The following is a 15162-nucleotide window of genomic DNA, read 5'->3' on the forward strand; positions in this document are numbered from 1 at the left end:
TCCAATTGAATAACCAGCGACTATCCTAGAGTTCGCAAATGCGCGCCATGTGCAGAAACTGAGAGCATGACATCAAACTCCGCCCTGCTGCTGGTCAACCCAAACTCCCGCAGAGGAAAAGATAGTCTGCCTGAAGTGCGCCGGTTGCTGGAGCGAGCTGGAATCCGTTTCACCGAGCTTCCTGCCAATTATGCGGGTACGACGTCCCAGGCGATTGAAGAGCATATAGGCTTGGTTGATCGTATTATCGTCGGTGGCGGTGATGGCAGCCTGAATGGGGCGGCGCGCGGGCTTTTAAAAGCAGGGCTTCCCTTGGGTGTTTTACCGCTTGGAACGGCGAACGATTTCGCCCGAACTATCGGTCTGCCCCTTGATCTTACCCAGGCGGTGGATGTCATCGCCAAAGGCAAGTCGACCCAGATCGACCTCGGTGAAGCGAATGGACATCCATTCTTCAATGTGGCGAGTGTCGGCTTTAGCGCCGATCTTGCGATGTCGCTGACCGAAAAGGCCAAGAAGCGTTGGGGCAAGCTGGGCTACGGCATCGTCGCGGCCCGTTTGCTCGCCAGTTCACGATTGTTCACCGCAACGCTTGAGCATGACGGCCAGACCGAAGAACTGCGAACCTTGCAGGTCGCTGTCGGCAATGGGCGCTTTTATGGTGGTGGCATGACCGTTCATTCAGATGCCACGGCGACCGATGGCATGCTGGATTTCTACAGTCTCGAGGTCGACCATTGGTGGCGGTTGTTGGCGCTTCTGCCGAGCTTGCGCAAGGGTACCCATGGCAACTGGAACGATGTCAGGTCGTTCTCGACCAAGCATCTGACCATTCGCACCAGCAAGCCACGCGCGGTCAATCTCGATGGTGAGTTGAAGACGAGCACACCGGTGACGTTTCATATCAGAGAAAAGGCGATCTCCGTCTTCGTTCCGTGACAGACGCGAAGTCATATTCATTCATTTCAAAATAAAAAGGCTGCATTTTTCATGGCAACAGGTCTCATAGCGCTTCTCGATGATGTTGCAGCAATCGCAAAGCTGGCTGCTGCTTCACTCGATGACGTTGCGGCGCAAACGGTCAAGGCCACTGGTAAAGCAGCAGGCGTCGTCATTGATGACGCTGCCGTCACGCCGCGATATGTGGTGGGCCTCAGCCCGGCCCGTGAATTACCAATCATCGCCCGCATTGCACTGGGTTCGTTGAAGAACAAACTTGTGTTTCTTCTACCTGCCGCGCTCCTTCTCGGCTATTTTGCGCCGTGGGTCATTACGCCGCTGCTCATGGTCGGTGGTGTCTACCTCTGCTACGAAGGGGCCGAAAAGCTCTATGCGGTTTTCTTTCCGCATGCTGCGCATGGCCACGAAAAGCAGGTTCTGGGTGAAGAGCTTGATCCGGTCGCTCTTGAAAACCAGAAGGTCAGCGGCGCCGTTCGCACCGACTTCATCCTTTCAGCGGAAATCATGGCGCTGACGCTGGCCGATGTTTCGCAGTCCAGTGTCTACATGCAGGGCTTCGTGCTCGCGGCTGTCGGTATTCTGATCACGCTCGCTGTGTATGGTTTCGTCGCGCTGATCGTGAAGGCAGATGACGTCGGCATCGCAATGGCAAAAACCTCGTCGTCAGTCCTCCAGATCATTGGTCGCGGTCTCGTCTACGGCATGCCGATCTTCCTCAAGGTGCTGGCAGCCGTCGGAACCGCGGCGATGCTGTGGGTCGGAGGCAGCATTCTGGTTCACGGGTTTGCCCAATTGGGTTACGCTGGTCCAGAACACCTCATCCACGATGTTTCTGCGGTCATCGTTTCCGCCGTTTCCTTTGCTCCATCGCTGGTCGGCTGGCTCGCGACATCTGCCCAGCAGGCCGTGCTCGCCATCATCATCGGTGCGGTTGCCGTGGCTGCCATGGGCGCTGTAATCGCGCCGATGTGGAGACAAATCCGCAGTCGCAAACATAATTGAGGAAGCATTTTTTTTAGAGCGAGCGACACTCCATCAGTTGCGCTACGACACTGATGATTGTTGTTTGCGGGTTCAATCCTGATCAAGACGGTTAGTCAGGAAAAGTTCTCCAGCACCGCCAGAAACGTATGTCGATCGCCCTGTCCCTCGGTCAACCGAACGCGGCCCTCGATGTCGGCAAGGTGGTGATCCATCAGTTGTTGCGCCTTTGGCAAATCCTTCGCTTTCAGGGCTTTGACGATCAAGCGGTGGTGATCGGCACCGCAATCGTCCTTGCGCTCTTCTTCATAGAGGGACATGACAAGCGAAAGGCGGGCGACGATCTTGGACAACATTTCCGTCATGACAGCGTTGCCGCCAAGCTCTGCCAGAACGACATGGAACTTGCCGGAGAGCACCGTTTTCGACTTTTCGTCGCCGTGGTGGTGGATGTGCTCTTCCTCGTCCGTCAGCCTCTCCAGCGCATCCAGTTGATCAATGGTCGCGCGGTCCATGACGAGTTCGAGGATGACGTGTTCGAGCTTGCGCCGTGCCTCGAACAGAGCTTTTGCTTCTTCGATGCCGGGCTCTGCCACGAAAGTGCCGCGGTTCTTTTTGCGCTCCAAAAGGTGGTCACTCTCCAGAACGCCCAGCGCGCCGCGCACCACGGTGCGGCTGACACCGAAATGATCGGCAATCGCATCTTCCAGAATTTTGACGCCGGGCTTGAGCGCGCCCTCACCAATGGCTGCGGCCAGTGTGTTGCGGATGCGCTCGGTCACGTCGTCATTGGCGGTTTCTGCCGTATCCACCGGGCTGCTGGCCTTGGGTGCGGTCTTGGCGCTTAGACGTCGCCTTGTGGTCTTCATTGTCGTCTCCAGATCGGATCAAGCGATATGATTATTTTCATGGGAATATTCCTGCGTATATGCGCTTGATCCTAAAAACCCAGTTCGTCCCATGGTTTTTAAGGTTGATGACACACGTCGTCGATAGAATACGCTGATCTCAGGCCGCCTCCTGCTTTCTTGAAGGCGTCGAAAGTGAAATTCCATTCTCCTGGCAAATCTCTTCAATATGGCGTGCAGAATCCTTGATAAAGGTCACGGCTTCGTTGAAGCCATAGGACTGATGCTCGTAGGTCGGGTAGCCGTATTGGCTGGCCTCATATGTCTCCCAATCAGGAATTTCCCCAGCGGCCACATGTTTTTCGAAGGTATCAACCAGTCCGAGATAGGCTTCCAACTCCTCAGCCGTCAGGTCGGGATGGCCTGAGCGCCAAACGGGGTCGTTGATCTCAATGCATTGGCGTGGATTGGCCTTGCGCGGCCTGTCCGCGACGGAGGCCGCAACTTCTAGGGAGAGGTTCAGGTCTGGGTTGGCTTTGGCGAGAATTGGGATGATCTCACCGAAATCGACAATGCCGCGACCGACCGGGCGGGTTTGGAAATCGAGACCGCCCGTGGCATGACCGACATAGGCATCCTTGATGTGGGTCTGGCGAACATAGGGCGCCACACGTTTTGCCGCAAAAACGGGATGTTCGGCACGTTGCAGGCCATTGGCCGTGTCGAAGACGACGCCCATGCAGTCCTCACCAACCTTTTCGATCAGCCGCAGGATTTCGAAAGATGTGATCTCGTCATGGGTTTCCATGTTGAGATGAACGCTGTGGGCGCGCGCCACAGGTGCGAGCTTCAGCAGCACCTTTTCGATGCCCAGCAACTGCTCGTCCCAGGTCACATCGGTGCGGAACCGATCATTGGCCAGCCGCCCGCGATACTCCGATTTGAAGTTGCCCGGCGACACCCAGAGTTCACGGCAGCCGATAGCCGCACTCGCTTCGATCATACGGGTAAAGCCAAGGATAACGTCGCCGCCGCCGATTGCACGGAACTCCGGAGCCTCGGCACTGCAATACGGGTTGATCTTGCCCACGCCGGCTTCAAGATAAAGATCCAGCTCATCAGCCTTTGCCCTGATATCCGCCAGTTCGCTCTTGTCCAGCGTTTCGCTCATGTCGAGGATTGTGCTGAAAAAGATGCCACCGAGACCGAGTTCCTTGACGTGTTCGAGGCTCTTGAGTGGCCCGCGTTTTTTCGCTTCGGGCAGTTTCTGTCCGTCAATGCCTAGTCTCATGATCTGCTCCTTGATGTTTCCTGATCGGATTTGCTGCAATGGCATTTCCGTTTTGGTTGAGGGGTACTGGCGTCGCGTCAGCCGCGCCGTCGGGTGTCTTTCTGCGCACCGGCGTCCCGTCCTTTCGGGGCGAGGCGCTTCTCCAGAAAATGCTGACCGATAGATGCGATTGACGTGATGAGGAGGTACCAGAGCGAGGCAACGCACAGCAGTTCGATAACAAGGAAGTTGCGCGCATAGATGGCTTGCGCCTGGGTTAGCAGGTCCTGCATGCCGATGACGGAAACGATGGCGCTGGCCTTCAGCATGCCGATGGCCTGATTGCCGGTTGGTGGCACAATCAGACGGATCGCCTGAGGCAGAACCACGGTTCGTAGGGTTTGGAGTGATCGTAAGCCGAGTGACGAGGCCGCTTCGCGCTGGCCGCGGTCCACGGCGGTCAATCCGCCGCGGATGATCTCGCTCATATTGGCGGCTTCGTGCAGGCCAAGCGCCAGGAAGCCCGCAAGGGCAGGGGTGACGAGTTCGTTGATCGATATGGAATAGGTGCCGATGCCCACTTGCGGAATGAACAGCGCGATGTTGAACCAGAAGAAAATCTGGACGATCAGCGGCACGCCGCGAAAACACCAGACGAAGGCGACAGCCATCGCTTTCAAAACAATATTCTGGCTTGTGGCCATGATGGCGACGATGCAGCCGAAAGCGATGCCGAACACCATGGCACCGGCCGTCAGCTGCAACGTCAGAACGACGCCGTCGAGAATAACCGGGTCGACCATATAACCCGGAATTTCGCTCCATTGGACAGTCTGGTTACGTGCGATGGTGAGGATGAAGAGAGCCAGCGCGAGGATCGCGCTGGTACCTGATGTGATCTGCCCCCACCGTATCGGCTTGCCGAGCGGTGGGGCGATGGCCATGCTGACGGGTTGAGCGAATAGGGCCATGGTTTAATTCACCGGCATGCTGGCGGCGTCGTTGAATTTCACGGTCTTCACGGCCAGTGGGCCAAGACCCCATTTCTCCATGATTGCTTTGTAGGCCCCGGTATCGACCATATGCTGAAGCGAGGCGATGACCGTATCGCGCAGGTCCGAATTGTCCTTCGATACCAACATGCCGAGATAGCCCACGGCGAGACGGACATCTGGGAGTGCTTGAAGTCCGACGCCCTTGCCGGTCTGGTTTTCGGTTGTATAGACGCTCGTTGCATAACCATTGACTGTTGCATCGGCACGGCCGGTGCGCACGGCCTGCAAGACGTCAGGCATTTTTGGGATCGACATGATGTTCATGGGTGTCGCGCATTTTGCCGATGCGGCTTCCACCATGCGTGCCTGGAACGTGCCGACCGGCACGGCAACCTTCTTGCCGCAGAGGTCTTCCATGCTCTTAATGCCGAGCGGATTGCCCTTGATGGTCATGATTGTCGTGGCATCAAACATGTAGTCGATGACATCGACCTGCTTTTCCAGCTCCACATCGTCATTGATGCCGGAAATGGTCATATCGAAACGCTTGGAGAGGACGGCGGGTACGATTGCTGCACCGGCACCGACATTAGTCATCTGAACATCGACGCCGAGAATGACGCCAAGTGCTGCGGCAATATCGGCATCGATCCCGATCAGCTTGCCGTCTTCAGCCTGAAAGCTGATGGGCGGCGTCAAATCGGTTGCCACCTTGAGCACCTTCTTGTCCTTGATTGCAGGTGGAAGGCGGTCCGCCAACGCCTTGTCGAACACGACGCCCGGCAGTTTGGCGACAACGGCATCCGGCACCATTTTGATGGCGTTGCCCTCTGCTGCATGTGCGGAGGTGGCCAGCAATACGAAAGCGATACCCGTCAGGCCATTCTTGAGATTTGTCTTGAAGCTGCGCATGCGATCCCCTTTTTGATTTTTATCGGTTTGAATTCACGGGAAGTACGATGCAATCTGCATGCCAGCTCGATGGGTGAATATTCAGCGCATTGTTTTTTATGACTTATTTTTGAGTTCCTAAGTCTCAAGATATTTCGCACATATATTCGCATAAAAATTCGTAAGCATATTGATTAAAAAATCATCCCTCCTAACGACCTTGATGCCGCAGTTTGGCACTCGACAGCCTAAGCTTTTGCTTTCGCGGCGTATTCCGCTAATTTTTCAAATTACGACGGCCATGATCTGCCGCCTGCTTTTGATCAATCAACGGCAAGTTTGTCGCTTTTGGCACTGAAATACTGCTTATTGAATAAGCGGCATGGATCAGAAGTGCACATTTTTTAAATCCGAAAATAAATTCGATTGAATATTATTATTAACATTCGCAAAAATAGAAAGCAGAAATAAGTATTTTTAATCAGTATGTTGATGATGGCTTTCCGTTGAAAATTGCAAACTGGCACGCAGCTTGCAAATTCCTTGGCATGACCAACACAGAAACCCACATCGCTGATCGATCCCATCTTCGCCTCGTAACATCGGGCGCAGGAAACTTTGACGGCGGCAGGCAACCTAAAGGGATATCAATGGCAGAGGGCTCGAAGGCAGGCGATGGTAAGCAACTCAGCGTTCGCGGCCTGACCCACAGCTATGGTGGACAGAATGCGATCAGCGATATCTCGTTCGAGGTTGCGGCTGGCGAGATCGTAGCACTTCTGGGGCCGAGCGGCTGCGGCAAGTCCACGGTGCTGCGGGCAATCGCCGGTTTGATCCAGCCGAAGAGCGGCGTGATCCAGCTTGGTGGCCAGGACCTCGCCAACGTGTCCGCGCGCTCTCGCGGCATCGGCATGGTGTTCCAGAATTATGCGCTGTTTCCGCATTTGACGGTGGCTGAGAACATCGCCTATCCACTTGCTTGCCAGCGAATGCCACGGACGCAGCGCAGGGAACGGGTGGAGGAAATGCTCTCGCTCGTGCAGTTGAACGGTTATGGAAACAGGTTGCCACGTGAACTGTCCGGCGGCCAGCAGCAGCGCGTGGCCGTTGCCCGCGCCATCGCCGGTCGGCCCTCGCTTCTGCTGCTGGACGAACCCTTCGGCGCGCTCGACCGCGCGCTTCGTTTCGATCTACAGGTCGAGCTTTTGCATCTGCAGAAGACACTCGGCATCACGACTCTGATCGTCACCCATGATCAGGAAGAGGCGCAAAGCCTTGCCGGACGTCTGGTGCTGATGAACAAGGGCAATGTCGAGCAGATCGACACGCCAATGGCCGTCTACGACCGGCCAAAAACGCTGTTCGTCAACACCTTCATCGGTCAGGCCAATCTGCTGCATGGCACGGTGGAGCAACTGGAGGCAGAGGCAACGACCATTGCGCTTGCAAATGGCAAGACACTCGTTCTGCCGCGCCGCCTGAACTTTACTGTTGGCTCCAAGGTCGCCATCACCTTCCGCCCCGAAGACGTCCGTCTTTCGACGAACCCAAGTGAATTTGCGCTGCCAGCGCGGTTGACGGTGTCCGTTCCTCTGGGGCCGACGCTCGTCCATGATCTTCTTCTTGAGGATGGTACGGGCCTGCGCACCTCGCAGGTGCGCGGACCTGCTACCTTCATTCCCGAGCCGGGAGCACAGCTCTTTGCCGAGATTGACACCGCAAGGTGTCACGCCTTTCCGAGCGAACCGGAAGCATCCAGTGAATGAACAACAACAACAGAGGTGAACAGATGCAGGACTTCAACATCACACGACGTCATTTCGGATTGCTTGCCGCCGGTGCGGCTGTCGCCGTCACCGCCCCCTTTGCAGCCCGTGCTGCCGGTGGCACCGCAATTGCCGCGACCTTTCCGGGCAACTGGGAAGACGGCTATCGCACGGTACTGACGCCACTCGTCAAGGAGGCCGGTTTCGATCTGACGGTCGCACCCGCCATGGCACAGGACCAGCTTGCCAAGGTCATGGCGAGCCCCGGAAACCCGCCATACGACACGCTACTGATGTCGCCCGGCCAGATGGCCGTCGCCATCGAGAATGACCTGATCCAGAAGATCGATCCGTCCAAGCTCAAGAATTGGAGCATGCTCGATCCTGCATTCCAGGGCGAATACGGCCCGACCGTCACGGTCGAAGTCAACGGCATCGCCTATAATCCGGATCTGGTGCCAGCGCCGAAGGGTTATCGAGACCTGTTCGAAAACCCTGTCTACAAGGGCCTTGTCTCCTGGACCGGTTTCGCCTCCAACACGGGCGTCATGGCCTATACCGAAATCGCCAAGATATTCGGCAAGGGTCCTGATGACATGGACGCCGTGTTCAAGTTGTTCAAGGACAATCCGGAGCACATCAAGGGCGTCGTCGCCAGCACCAATAACCAGATGACGCTGTTCCAGCAGGGAGAAATCGCCGTTTTCATGTGCTCGACCGGCAATGTCGCGCGTCTCAAGTCCATGGGCTTGAAGGCCGAATTCGTCCAGCCGGAAACAGGTTCGCCAGCAGCGCCAGTCAACATCCATTTGACCAAGGGCGCGAAGAACCCGGATGCTGCCTACGCCTATATGGACGCCGCCATCTCCAAAGCAGCGCAGGACAAGCTGAAAATGCCGCCGACCGAGATGTTCCCGACGAACAAGGAAGTCGAGCTCACTCCGGGTATCGAGGCCTATGTAAAGCGCGAACAGCTGGCATCGCTGGTCTATCCGGACTGGGCTGCAATCAACAAGAACCGTGCGGAATGGATCCGCCAGTTCGACGCTCTCGTCGCCGGTTGAGGTAAGCACATGAAAGCGAGCGGTTTCCCATACGTTATCCCGATGCTTTTGCTGTCGGTGGCGTTCTTTGCGACGCCGCTCGCCGTTCTCGTCGGGTTCAGCTTCATCGGCCCCGATGGCCTTTCCCTCCACAACTATGCACGCTTTCTGGGTGATGCATTCAACTATCGTGTGCTGGTCAACACCGCCAAGCTCGGTCTCCAAACCATCGCCAGCACCACCTTGCTCGGCATTCCCATCGCGCTGCTCTATTGGCACAGTGGCAAGACTGCGCGGCAGATCATCATCTTCTTGACGCTTGTTCCCATGCTGACAAGCAATGTGGTGCGAACCTTCGCCTGGATCGTCATTCTTGGACGACAGGGTCCGATCAGCGAGGCCTTCGTCGCGCTTGGAATTGCCGAGAGGCCGTTCACGCTTCTGTCCACCGAGTTGGGTCTGGTCATGGCGATGTGTCAGATCGACCTGCCCCTGATCATCCTGCCGCTGATCGCCATCCTGTCGCGAACGCCGGTGCAGTTCACCGAGGCTGCGCAGGTTTCGGGTGCCGGGCCATGGCGTATCCTGGTCACGGTTCTCCTGCCGATGATGCTGCCGGGACTGTTGGCGGGCTGGATCCTCGTCTTCGCCAGCACCAGTGCTTCTTTCGTTACCCAGGCCGTCATCGGTGGTGCCCGCAATGTCTATGTGCCGCAGCTGATCTACCGCGAGGTCGGCACGCTGTTCGATTGGCCTATGGCCTCAGCCATCGCCGTCGTTCTGCTTCTATCGACCGGCATTCTCCTTGTTGCCATGACCATGATTTCCCGTCACCGGAGGCTTGTTGGCCATGCATAATCATCGTGAAAACCCGATCCCGACTTTCCTCTACAAAGCGTTTGTCTTTGGCTTCGGCAGTCTCAGCCTGCTCTATCTCGTGGCACCGATTGTCATTGCCATCACCATGTCGTTCACCTCGGGCCAGACGCTCAAATATCCTCCGCAGGGGTTCTCCCTGCGCTGGTATGAAGCGCTGATCGATCCTGTCCGTTCAGGAACCGAACATATTGCAGCTGGCAATTCACTGAAGATCGCGGGCCTCGCAGTGCTGGGATCGCTGCTGTTTGCCGTGCCTGCTACCATCGGCATGGCGCGGATGAGACGCAGCACGGTCAATGCGCTGGAGCCGTTTCTGCTCGCACCGCTCGTTCTGCCAAGCCTCGTTTATGGTCTGGCGGCACTGATCGTGGCGAATTTCGTCGGTTTCCAGCCGTCGCTATGGCTCACCGTTATCGGCCATGTCGTCGTCTTCGGGCCGCTGATGTACCGTGCCGCATCCGTTGTCGCGCAGGGCATCAATCCGTCGCTGGCGGAAGCCTCCACCGTCATGGGCGCAACTTGGTACACGACGCTGAGACGCGTGATCCTGCCGCTGCTGGCACCCGGCATTCTTGCCGGTGCCTTTCTCGTCTTCATCCAGTCGCTCGACAACGTGTCCGTCTCGCTCTTCCTCGCCGATGCGCAGACGACCGTGCTGCCGCTTCGCATGTTCGCACTGATCGAAGAGTCGCTCGATGTCCGCGTCGCAGCAATGTCGGGAATCCTGATTGGACTGACGCTCATCGTAATGCTGGTGGCGAGGCGCGTGCTGGCACCATCCCGGCAACCTGACCAATAAAAATACTTCTGGAAGGAATACCCAATGAACATACACGCCAATAAGGCAGGCACCTACCGCGTCGGATCGCTGCTGGCCGATTTCCAGCCGGATTTCGACTTTGTCGCACCCCTGCCTCTACCCGTCGAGGAATTCGAGGACCGCCTACGCCGTATCCGTCGCCAGGCCGTCGAAGCTGGCCATGATGCGCTCCTCGTCCACACCGGAGGCGTCGGCTGGTTCCATACGTCCAACCACTATCTGCGCTATATCTGCGACTGGATGCGCGAGGGCGTGCTGATCATCCCGACGGATGCCGACAAGCCGATGGTGCTTTTGTCCTTCTTCACTCAATCCGTACTTCTGCCGCCGGGCGGTGAGCCTGTGCTGGTAGAAGACATCTGGCAGATCGGTCCAATTGGCCGCGAATATGCGGACCGTCCCGGCGACAGCGTGATCAAGACCGCCGAGAAATGTGCCGAACTGCTAGCTGGCATGGGCCTGGTGAAGGCGCAGATCGGCCGCATCGGTGATCGCACATCACTCACCTTCTGGGCCGCTCTTGACGAATTGATGCCGAAGGCCAAGTTCGTCTCCGACAATGCCATTCTCGACCGCATGCAAAAGGTGCGCTCACGGCGCGAGATCGAAATGTTCCGCGCCGCGGCCCAGCTCGTCAGCATTGCCACGCAGGCGGCCTATCATGTCGCCAAACCCGATATCACCGACCACGAAATCTATGCTGCCTTCACCCAGGCGCAGCTTTCCTTTGGCGGTGAGACGGGTGATGGCTACCAGATCGGCATCAACGAATTCGGCACCCATTGCGGCAAGCCTTACGGCCATGTCGTCCGTCCGGGCGATCTCATCAATCTCTACGTCTCCAACATCACCTATCGTGGCTACACTGCCCAGACGGCGCGCATGATCGCGGTTGGCAATATCACCAAGCGGCAGGAAGAGGTGCTGGCGGCCTGCACCGAGGGCGTCAAGCGCGCAGAGAAGCTGATCCGTCCCGGCGCGTTGATGCGTGACGTCAACAACGCGGCCTTCGAGCCGATGATCGAACGCGGCATGCTGACCTCGCCCGAAGCGCGCACCATGCCCTACAACTGGGCACCGAGGGATGATGGCAGCGCGCGGCTCATTCCGCGCCAATATGTGAAGAATATCGACTGGGAGGCGCAGGGCCGCACCCTCATGCATGTTTATCCGGCGACGTATGGGCCGCATAACCCCAATCTCGGCCACTCGGTCGGCATGGCCGGTGGGCAGAACAGTTTCAATATCTCATCCCACAACTATGACCGGATGGAAGAGGGCATGGTGTTCGTGCTGCACACGCAATGGCTTGAGCCCTTGTCGGCAGGCTGTAATGTTGGCGACATGTATGTCGTCACCAAGGATGGGTTCGAAAACCTTTCCTGCCACACCCCGCTTGAAACCCACCGCATCGCTGCCGAGGCCTGATATGTCTGACCACACCCATTTCGATTTCGCCAAACTGAGCGAACGGGAACGCTACAAGATTCTCATAGGCACCGTGATCCCGCGCCCCATTGCGCTGGTAACAACGGTCAGCAAGGACGGGATACCCAACGCCGGACCGTTCAGTTTCTTCAACGTCCTGACCCATGACCCTGCTATCGTCGCCATCGGCGTTGAAAACTACTCGGACATGCGCTTCAAGGACACCGCCCGCAATATCAGAGAGACGGGTGAATTCACCGTCCATATCTGCGACAATGCGCTGGTCGACCAGATGGAAATCTGCGCCATCAAGTTTGGTCCCGAAGTGGACGAGATGGAGGAGGCGGGCCTCGCCACCGTTCCCGGCCAGATGGTGAAAAGCCCCCGCATCCTCGCCGCTCCAGCTGCTCTGGAGTGCCGCCGCCACACCACCCTCCAAGTCGGCCCGGCCCGCGAGATCATCCTCGGCGAAGTCGTCGGCGTGTTCGTTCGCAGCGATGCGGTCAATGCGTCTAACCTGCACATTGACCAGCAAATGATGGACGCCGTTGGCCGTATGGGCGGGCATACCTATACCCGCACGCGCGAGCAGTTCGATATCAGGACGCTGTCACCGCAGGAATGGGAGAGCCGGAAGGCGGATGAAAAGGTGGCGGCAGAATGAGGTCTGTCGGGTTATAAATTCAGAGGCTTGTCTACGCCGGTAGAGTTGAAATTCGATGCGCTTCGAAGACGGTTTCGACTGAGGCGAGCAGATAAGGTCGCCGGGTTCGATGACCATGCCATTGACGGCGATGGGTACGTTGACTTCGCCGGGAGACTTTGTAGGGGCCGCGGTGAGTGACCCCAGCAGCGGAAACGGAGAGGAGCCTTACAGGAGTTCTTCGCTATTGCGGATGGCACCGAAGATGACGATGCCGCCGAGGCCACGCTGTGCTGCGTGGGCAACCATCAAATCTCCAATGATCGCGTCGATCGGATCGCCGACGCTAACCCACTGTATTTAATCTGAAAATCGAAAAGTTTGATTGCGTTGGCTACGAAATTGTCATTTCAGATTTTGTTGATCAAAAGCCAGTTCGTTGACTTCGTAGTATGTCTACAACCCTTCAAGGCGATTTAGAGTTATTTTCTCTAAATCGATGCTCCCACCGCGTTATGCAGTGGTGCGCGGTGTCAAAGCGACGAATGCTGGGAAACGACGCCATCACCTTTGACCAGATCATCTGAATTTTGGTTGCCGACCTCCGTCCAGACCAAGCTATCGCGGATTTGCTGCCTCAGCCAGCCATTTGCGACATCGCTGTCGGCGTGGCTTGCCCAGACCATTTTCACCGACGGAAAGGAAAGGCTGACGGGTACAGGGCTGACTTCGAGGTCGAGAAGCGCCGCGTAACGATCGGCAATCCGGCTCGGTACCGTGGCTATCACCGGTGCGACCTGTGCCGCCGATAGCACCGACATGTAGCCAGGGGCTGCCGTGATCACGTTCAGTTCCACACCAGCCATTTCCAAGGCATCCTTGATGCAACCCTGCAATGTCTCGTTCTGGGAGATGGTCGCATGGTCAGCGGAAAGATAGTCGGAGAGCTCCACCGGGTTCGACAGAGACAGCCGCGCCGGATTGTAGCAGCATGCCATTTCCGGTTCGTACAGTGTTTCGAAGGAACGGCGACTTGTCTTCGAATAGGTACAGCCGACTGCAATGTCGATACTGCCGTCCTCCAGCGAAGGCTCCATAGCCTCGTATGGAAACACTCTGGCCAAAACCTTGATGCCGGGTGCGTCGCGTCGCAGGCGCATCGTTAATTCAGGTATCAGCAGCAGTTCGATTTCGGGAGACATGGCGATGCGGAACGTTCGTTCTTCTGTCGCAGGGTCAAACGCGAGGTTGCCGGTCAGCGCCATCTGCGCCTGGCGAAGGGCATGGCGGACAGGGGCAGCCAAACGGCGCGCCCGAGCTGTCGGCTGCATCACCTGGCCCACCCGAATGAACAATTCGTCCTGCAAGAGGACCCGAAGCGTTGAAAGGGAATGGCTCATCGCAGGTTGCTGGATCTTCAGCCGTCGAGCCGCTTTGGTGACATTCCCTTCCGAAATAAGGGCGTCGAAAGCAACGAGGAGGTTGAGATCGAAAGAGCGCAAATTGAAATGATCGATAGTTGTCATGAGTCACATCGATTTGATTGCTGATGCCTCAATACATACTTCCTCTGTAGGTCAGTTCCAAGACCCCATCGTCAACAAGCCGCGCAGCGCCCAGGAGTTCCCATGCAAACCCGCCGTTCCCTTCTCATCAGTACAGCAGGCGCAGCCCTTGCTGCAGGTGCCATGACCACCTTGCCTACCGTCGCCTTGGCCAAGGCGCCAATGGTTGGTAAGCAAGCGGCCAGCTTCTACCGCATGAAACTCGGTGACTACGAGATCACCGCGGTCTCTGACGGCACGGTGAAACTTCCGATGTCGCAAATATACAAGCACATCACCGAAAATGACGCGGAAACCTATCTCGCGGGTCATTTCCAGGCGGGTTCGGAAACTTCCGTCAACGCTTTTTTGGTCAACACCGGCGAGAGGCTTGTTTTGATCGACGCTGGCACGGGTGACCTAATGGGACCGGCGCTTGGCAAACTGATCTCCAATATCGAGGCTGCGGGTTACAGCGCGGACCAAATCGATGACGTTATCCTCACGCACATCCATGCTGACCATTCCGGCGGTCTTATTGCCAATGGCAAGCGCGTGTTTAAAAACGCGATACTGCACGTCAACCACCGCGAAGCCGAATTCTGGCTGAAGGCCGATGCCAAAGCTAAAGCTGATAAGGTTTTAGGTCCGCAGATTGCCCAGGCCGAGCAATGCGTCGGCCCTTACGTCGATGCGAAAAAGTTCGAAACCTTTGAAGACGATTCTGCCCCTTTACCCGGTTTTGGCTCGGTGCTGCGGGCTGGCCATACCCCTGGACACAGTGGCATCATCGTTGAAAGTCAGGGGGAGAAGATCATCTTCTGGGGTGACATCGCACATGGCGACGTGCTGCAATATGACCATCCGGAGGTCACTGTCGATTTTGACGTGGACCAGCCGTTGGCTGCCGCCTCACGCTCCGTTGCTTTCGCCGAGGCAGCCGATCAGAAGTATCTGGTTGCAGGCGCGCATCACGCCTTTCCTGGCATTGGCCATGTCCGGCGGGACGAGACGAACTACGACTGGGTGCCGCTGGTCTACAGCGCCAATTATTAAGGTCCGATCAGGCTCCTTCACCTTGGATGATGTCTCGC

15 protein-coding genes are annotated in these 15162 nt (G+C 57.0%); 9 read left to right on the forward strand and 6 right to left on the reverse strand.

Annotated features, from left to right (window positions below; genetic code table 11):
- Positions 1 to 66: 66 nt before the first annotated feature.
- Both HRR99_RS20035 and HRR99_RS20040 read left to right on the forward strand, forming a co-directional pair.
- A complete protein-coding gene (locus HRR99_RS20035) occupies positions 67 to 939 on the forward strand; it encodes a lipid kinase (protein WP_233124587.1) in 873 nt (290 codons plus the stop codon).
- A 51-nt stretch (positions 940 to 990) separates the two neighbouring features.
- The gene (locus HRR99_RS20040; protein WP_233124588.1) at positions 991 to 1962 is read left to right on the forward strand and encodes a DUF808 domain-containing protein; all 972 of its coding nucleotides are present in this window, start codon (positions 991 to 993) and stop codon (positions 1960 to 1962) included.
- Positions 1963 to 2057: 95 nt separating this feature from the next.
- Here HRR99_RS20040 and HRR99_RS20045 read toward each other — a convergent pair whose 3' ends face one another.
- The 4 genes from HRR99_RS20045 to HRR99_RS20060 form a co-directional block, all read right to left on the reverse strand.
- Entirely contained in the window at positions 2058 to 2810 is a 753-nt protein-coding gene (locus HRR99_RS20045) for a GntR family transcriptional regulator (RefSeq protein ID WP_233124589.1), read from the reverse strand.
- 139 nt (positions 2811 to 2949) lie between these two features.
- Positions 2950 to 4080 (reverse strand): sugar phosphate isomerase/epimerase family protein, encoded by a 1131-nt coding sequence (locus HRR99_RS20050; RefSeq protein ID WP_233124590.1) that lies wholly within the window; start codon positions 4078 to 4080, stop codon positions 2950 to 2952.
- A 77-nt stretch (positions 4081 to 4157) separates the two neighbouring features.
- The gene (locus HRR99_RS20055; RefSeq protein ID WP_233124591.1) at positions 4158 to 5030 is read right to left on the reverse strand and encodes an amino acid ABC transporter permease; all 873 of its coding nucleotides are present in this window, start codon (positions 5028 to 5030) and stop codon (positions 4158 to 4160) included.
- Between the two features lie 3 nt (positions 5031 to 5033).
- Positions 5034 to 5966 (reverse strand): ABC transporter substrate-binding protein, encoded by a 933-nt coding sequence (locus HRR99_RS20060; protein ID WP_233124592.1) that lies wholly within the window; start codon positions 5964 to 5966, stop codon positions 5034 to 5036.
- A gap of 629 nt (positions 5967 to 6595) precedes the next feature.
- Between HRR99_RS20060 and HRR99_RS20065 the strand changes: the two genes are divergently transcribed.
- The 6 genes from HRR99_RS20065 to HRR99_RS20090 are packed head-to-tail and all read left to right on the forward strand — an operon-like array spanning position 6596 to position 12545.
- Positions 6596 to 7711: an ABC transporter ATP-binding protein gene (locus HRR99_RS20065; RefSeq protein ID WP_233124593.1), complete on the forward strand. Its 1116-nt coding sequence runs from the start codon at positions 6596 to 6598 to the stop codon at positions 7709 to 7711.
- Positions 7712 to 7734: 23 nt separating this feature from the next.
- A complete protein-coding gene (locus HRR99_RS20070) occupies positions 7735 to 8775 on the forward strand; it encodes an extracellular solute-binding protein (protein WP_173999506.1) in 1041 nt (346 codons plus the stop codon).
- 9 nt (positions 8776 to 8784) lie between these two features.
- The gene (locus HRR99_RS20075; RefSeq protein ID WP_233124594.1) at positions 8785 to 9612 is read left to right on the forward strand and encodes an ABC transporter permease; all 828 of its coding nucleotides are present in this window, start codon (positions 8785 to 8787) and stop codon (positions 9610 to 9612) included.
- On the forward strand, positions 9605 to 10432 hold the full coding sequence (locus HRR99_RS20080; RefSeq protein ID WP_233124595.1) for an ABC transporter permease: 828 nt from the start codon (positions 9605 to 9607) through the stop codon (positions 10430 to 10432). The genes HRR99_RS20075 and HRR99_RS20080 overlap by 8 nt, the downstream gene beginning before the upstream one ends.
- Before the next feature lie 24 nt (positions 10433 to 10456).
- Positions 10457 to 11881, forward strand: a complete 1425-nt coding sequence (locus HRR99_RS20085; protein ID WP_233124596.1) for a M24 family metallopeptidase — start codon at positions 10457 to 10459, stop codon at positions 11879 to 11881.
- A gap of 1 nt (position 11882) precedes the next feature.
- On the forward strand, positions 11883 to 12545 hold the full coding sequence (locus tag HRR99_RS20090; RefSeq protein WP_233124597.1) for a flavin reductase family protein: 663 nt from the start codon (positions 11883 to 11885) through the stop codon (positions 12543 to 12545).
- 207 nt (positions 12546 to 12752) lie between these two features.
- Here the strand turns inward: HRR99_RS20090 and HRR99_RS20095 are convergent, their stop codons facing one another.
- Both HRR99_RS20095 and HRR99_RS20100 read right to left on the reverse strand, forming a co-directional pair.
- The gene (locus tag HRR99_RS20095) at positions 12753 to 12884 is read right to left on the reverse strand and encodes an RraA family protein (RefSeq protein WP_338422850.1); all 132 of its coding nucleotides are present in this window, start codon (positions 12882 to 12884) and stop codon (positions 12753 to 12755) included.
- 173 nt (positions 12885 to 13057) lie between these two features.
- Complete coding sequence (locus HRR99_RS20100; RefSeq protein WP_233124598.1) at positions 13058 to 14050, reverse strand: LysR family transcriptional regulator; 993 nt, start codon at positions 14048 to 14050, stop codon at positions 13058 to 13060.
- A gap of 102 nt (positions 14051 to 14152) precedes the next feature.
- On the opposite strand from HRR99_RS20100, the gene HRR99_RS20105 reads away from it, so the two are divergent.
- Complete coding sequence (locus HRR99_RS20105; RefSeq protein WP_233124599.1) at positions 14153 to 15124, forward strand: MBL fold metallo-hydrolase; 972 nt, start codon at positions 14153 to 14155, stop codon at positions 15122 to 15124.
- Positions 15125 to 15162: the final 38 nt, after the last annotated feature.

Source organism: Agrobacterium vaccinii, from assembly GCF_021310995.1.
Lineage (GTDB): Bacteria > Pseudomonadota > Alphaproteobacteria > Rhizobiales > Rhizobiaceae > Agrobacterium > Agrobacterium vaccinii.

Coding starts and splice junctions, on each gene's coding strand:
- HRR99_RS20035 (WP_233124587.1), top strand. CDS start 67: ATGACATCAAACTCCGCCCTGCTGCTGGTCAACCCAAACTCCCGCAGA.
- HRR99_RS20040 (WP_233124588.1), top strand. CDS start 991: ATGGCAACAGGTCTCATAGCGCTTCTCGATGATGTTGCAGCAATCGCA.
- HRR99_RS20045 (WP_233124589.1), bottom strand. CDS start 2,810: ATGAAGACCACAAGGCGACGTCTAAGCGCCAAGACCGCACCCAAGGCC.
- HRR99_RS20050 (WP_233124590.1), bottom strand. CDS start 4,080: ATGAGACTAGGCATTGACGGACAGAAACTGCCCGAAGCGAAAAAACGC.
- HRR99_RS20055 (WP_233124591.1), bottom strand. CDS start 5,030: ATGGCCCTATTCGCTCAACCCGTCAGCATGGCCATCGCCCCACCGCTC.
- HRR99_RS20060 (WP_233124592.1), bottom strand. CDS start 5,966: ATGCGCAGCTTCAAGACAAATCTCAAGAATGGCCTGACGGGTATCGCT.
- HRR99_RS20065 (WP_233124593.1), top strand. CDS start 6,596: ATGGCAGAGGGCTCGAAGGCAGGCGATGGTAAGCAACTCAGCGTTCGC.
- HRR99_RS20070 (WP_173999506.1), top strand. CDS start 7,735: ATGCAGGACTTCAACATCACACGACGTCATTTCGGATTGCTTGCCGCC.
- HRR99_RS20075 (WP_233124594.1), top strand. CDS start 8,785: ATGAAAGCGAGCGGTTTCCCATACGTTATCCCGATGCTTTTGCTGTCG.
- HRR99_RS20080 (WP_233124595.1), top strand. CDS start 9,605: ATGCATAATCATCGTGAAAACCCGATCCCGACTTTCCTCTACAAAGCG.
- HRR99_RS20085 (WP_233124596.1), top strand. CDS start 10,457: ATGAACATACACGCCAATAAGGCAGGCACCTACCGCGTCGGATCGCTG.
- HRR99_RS20090 (WP_233124597.1), top strand. CDS start 11,883: ATGTCTGACCACACCCATTTCGATTTCGCCAAACTGAGCGAACGGGAA.
- HRR99_RS20100 (WP_233124598.1), bottom strand. CDS start 14,050: ATGACAACTATCGATCATTTCAATTTGCGCTCTTTCGATCTCAACCTC.
- HRR99_RS20105 (WP_233124599.1), top strand. CDS start 14,153: ATGCAAACCCGCCGTTCCCTTCTCATCAGTACAGCAGGCGCAGCCCTT.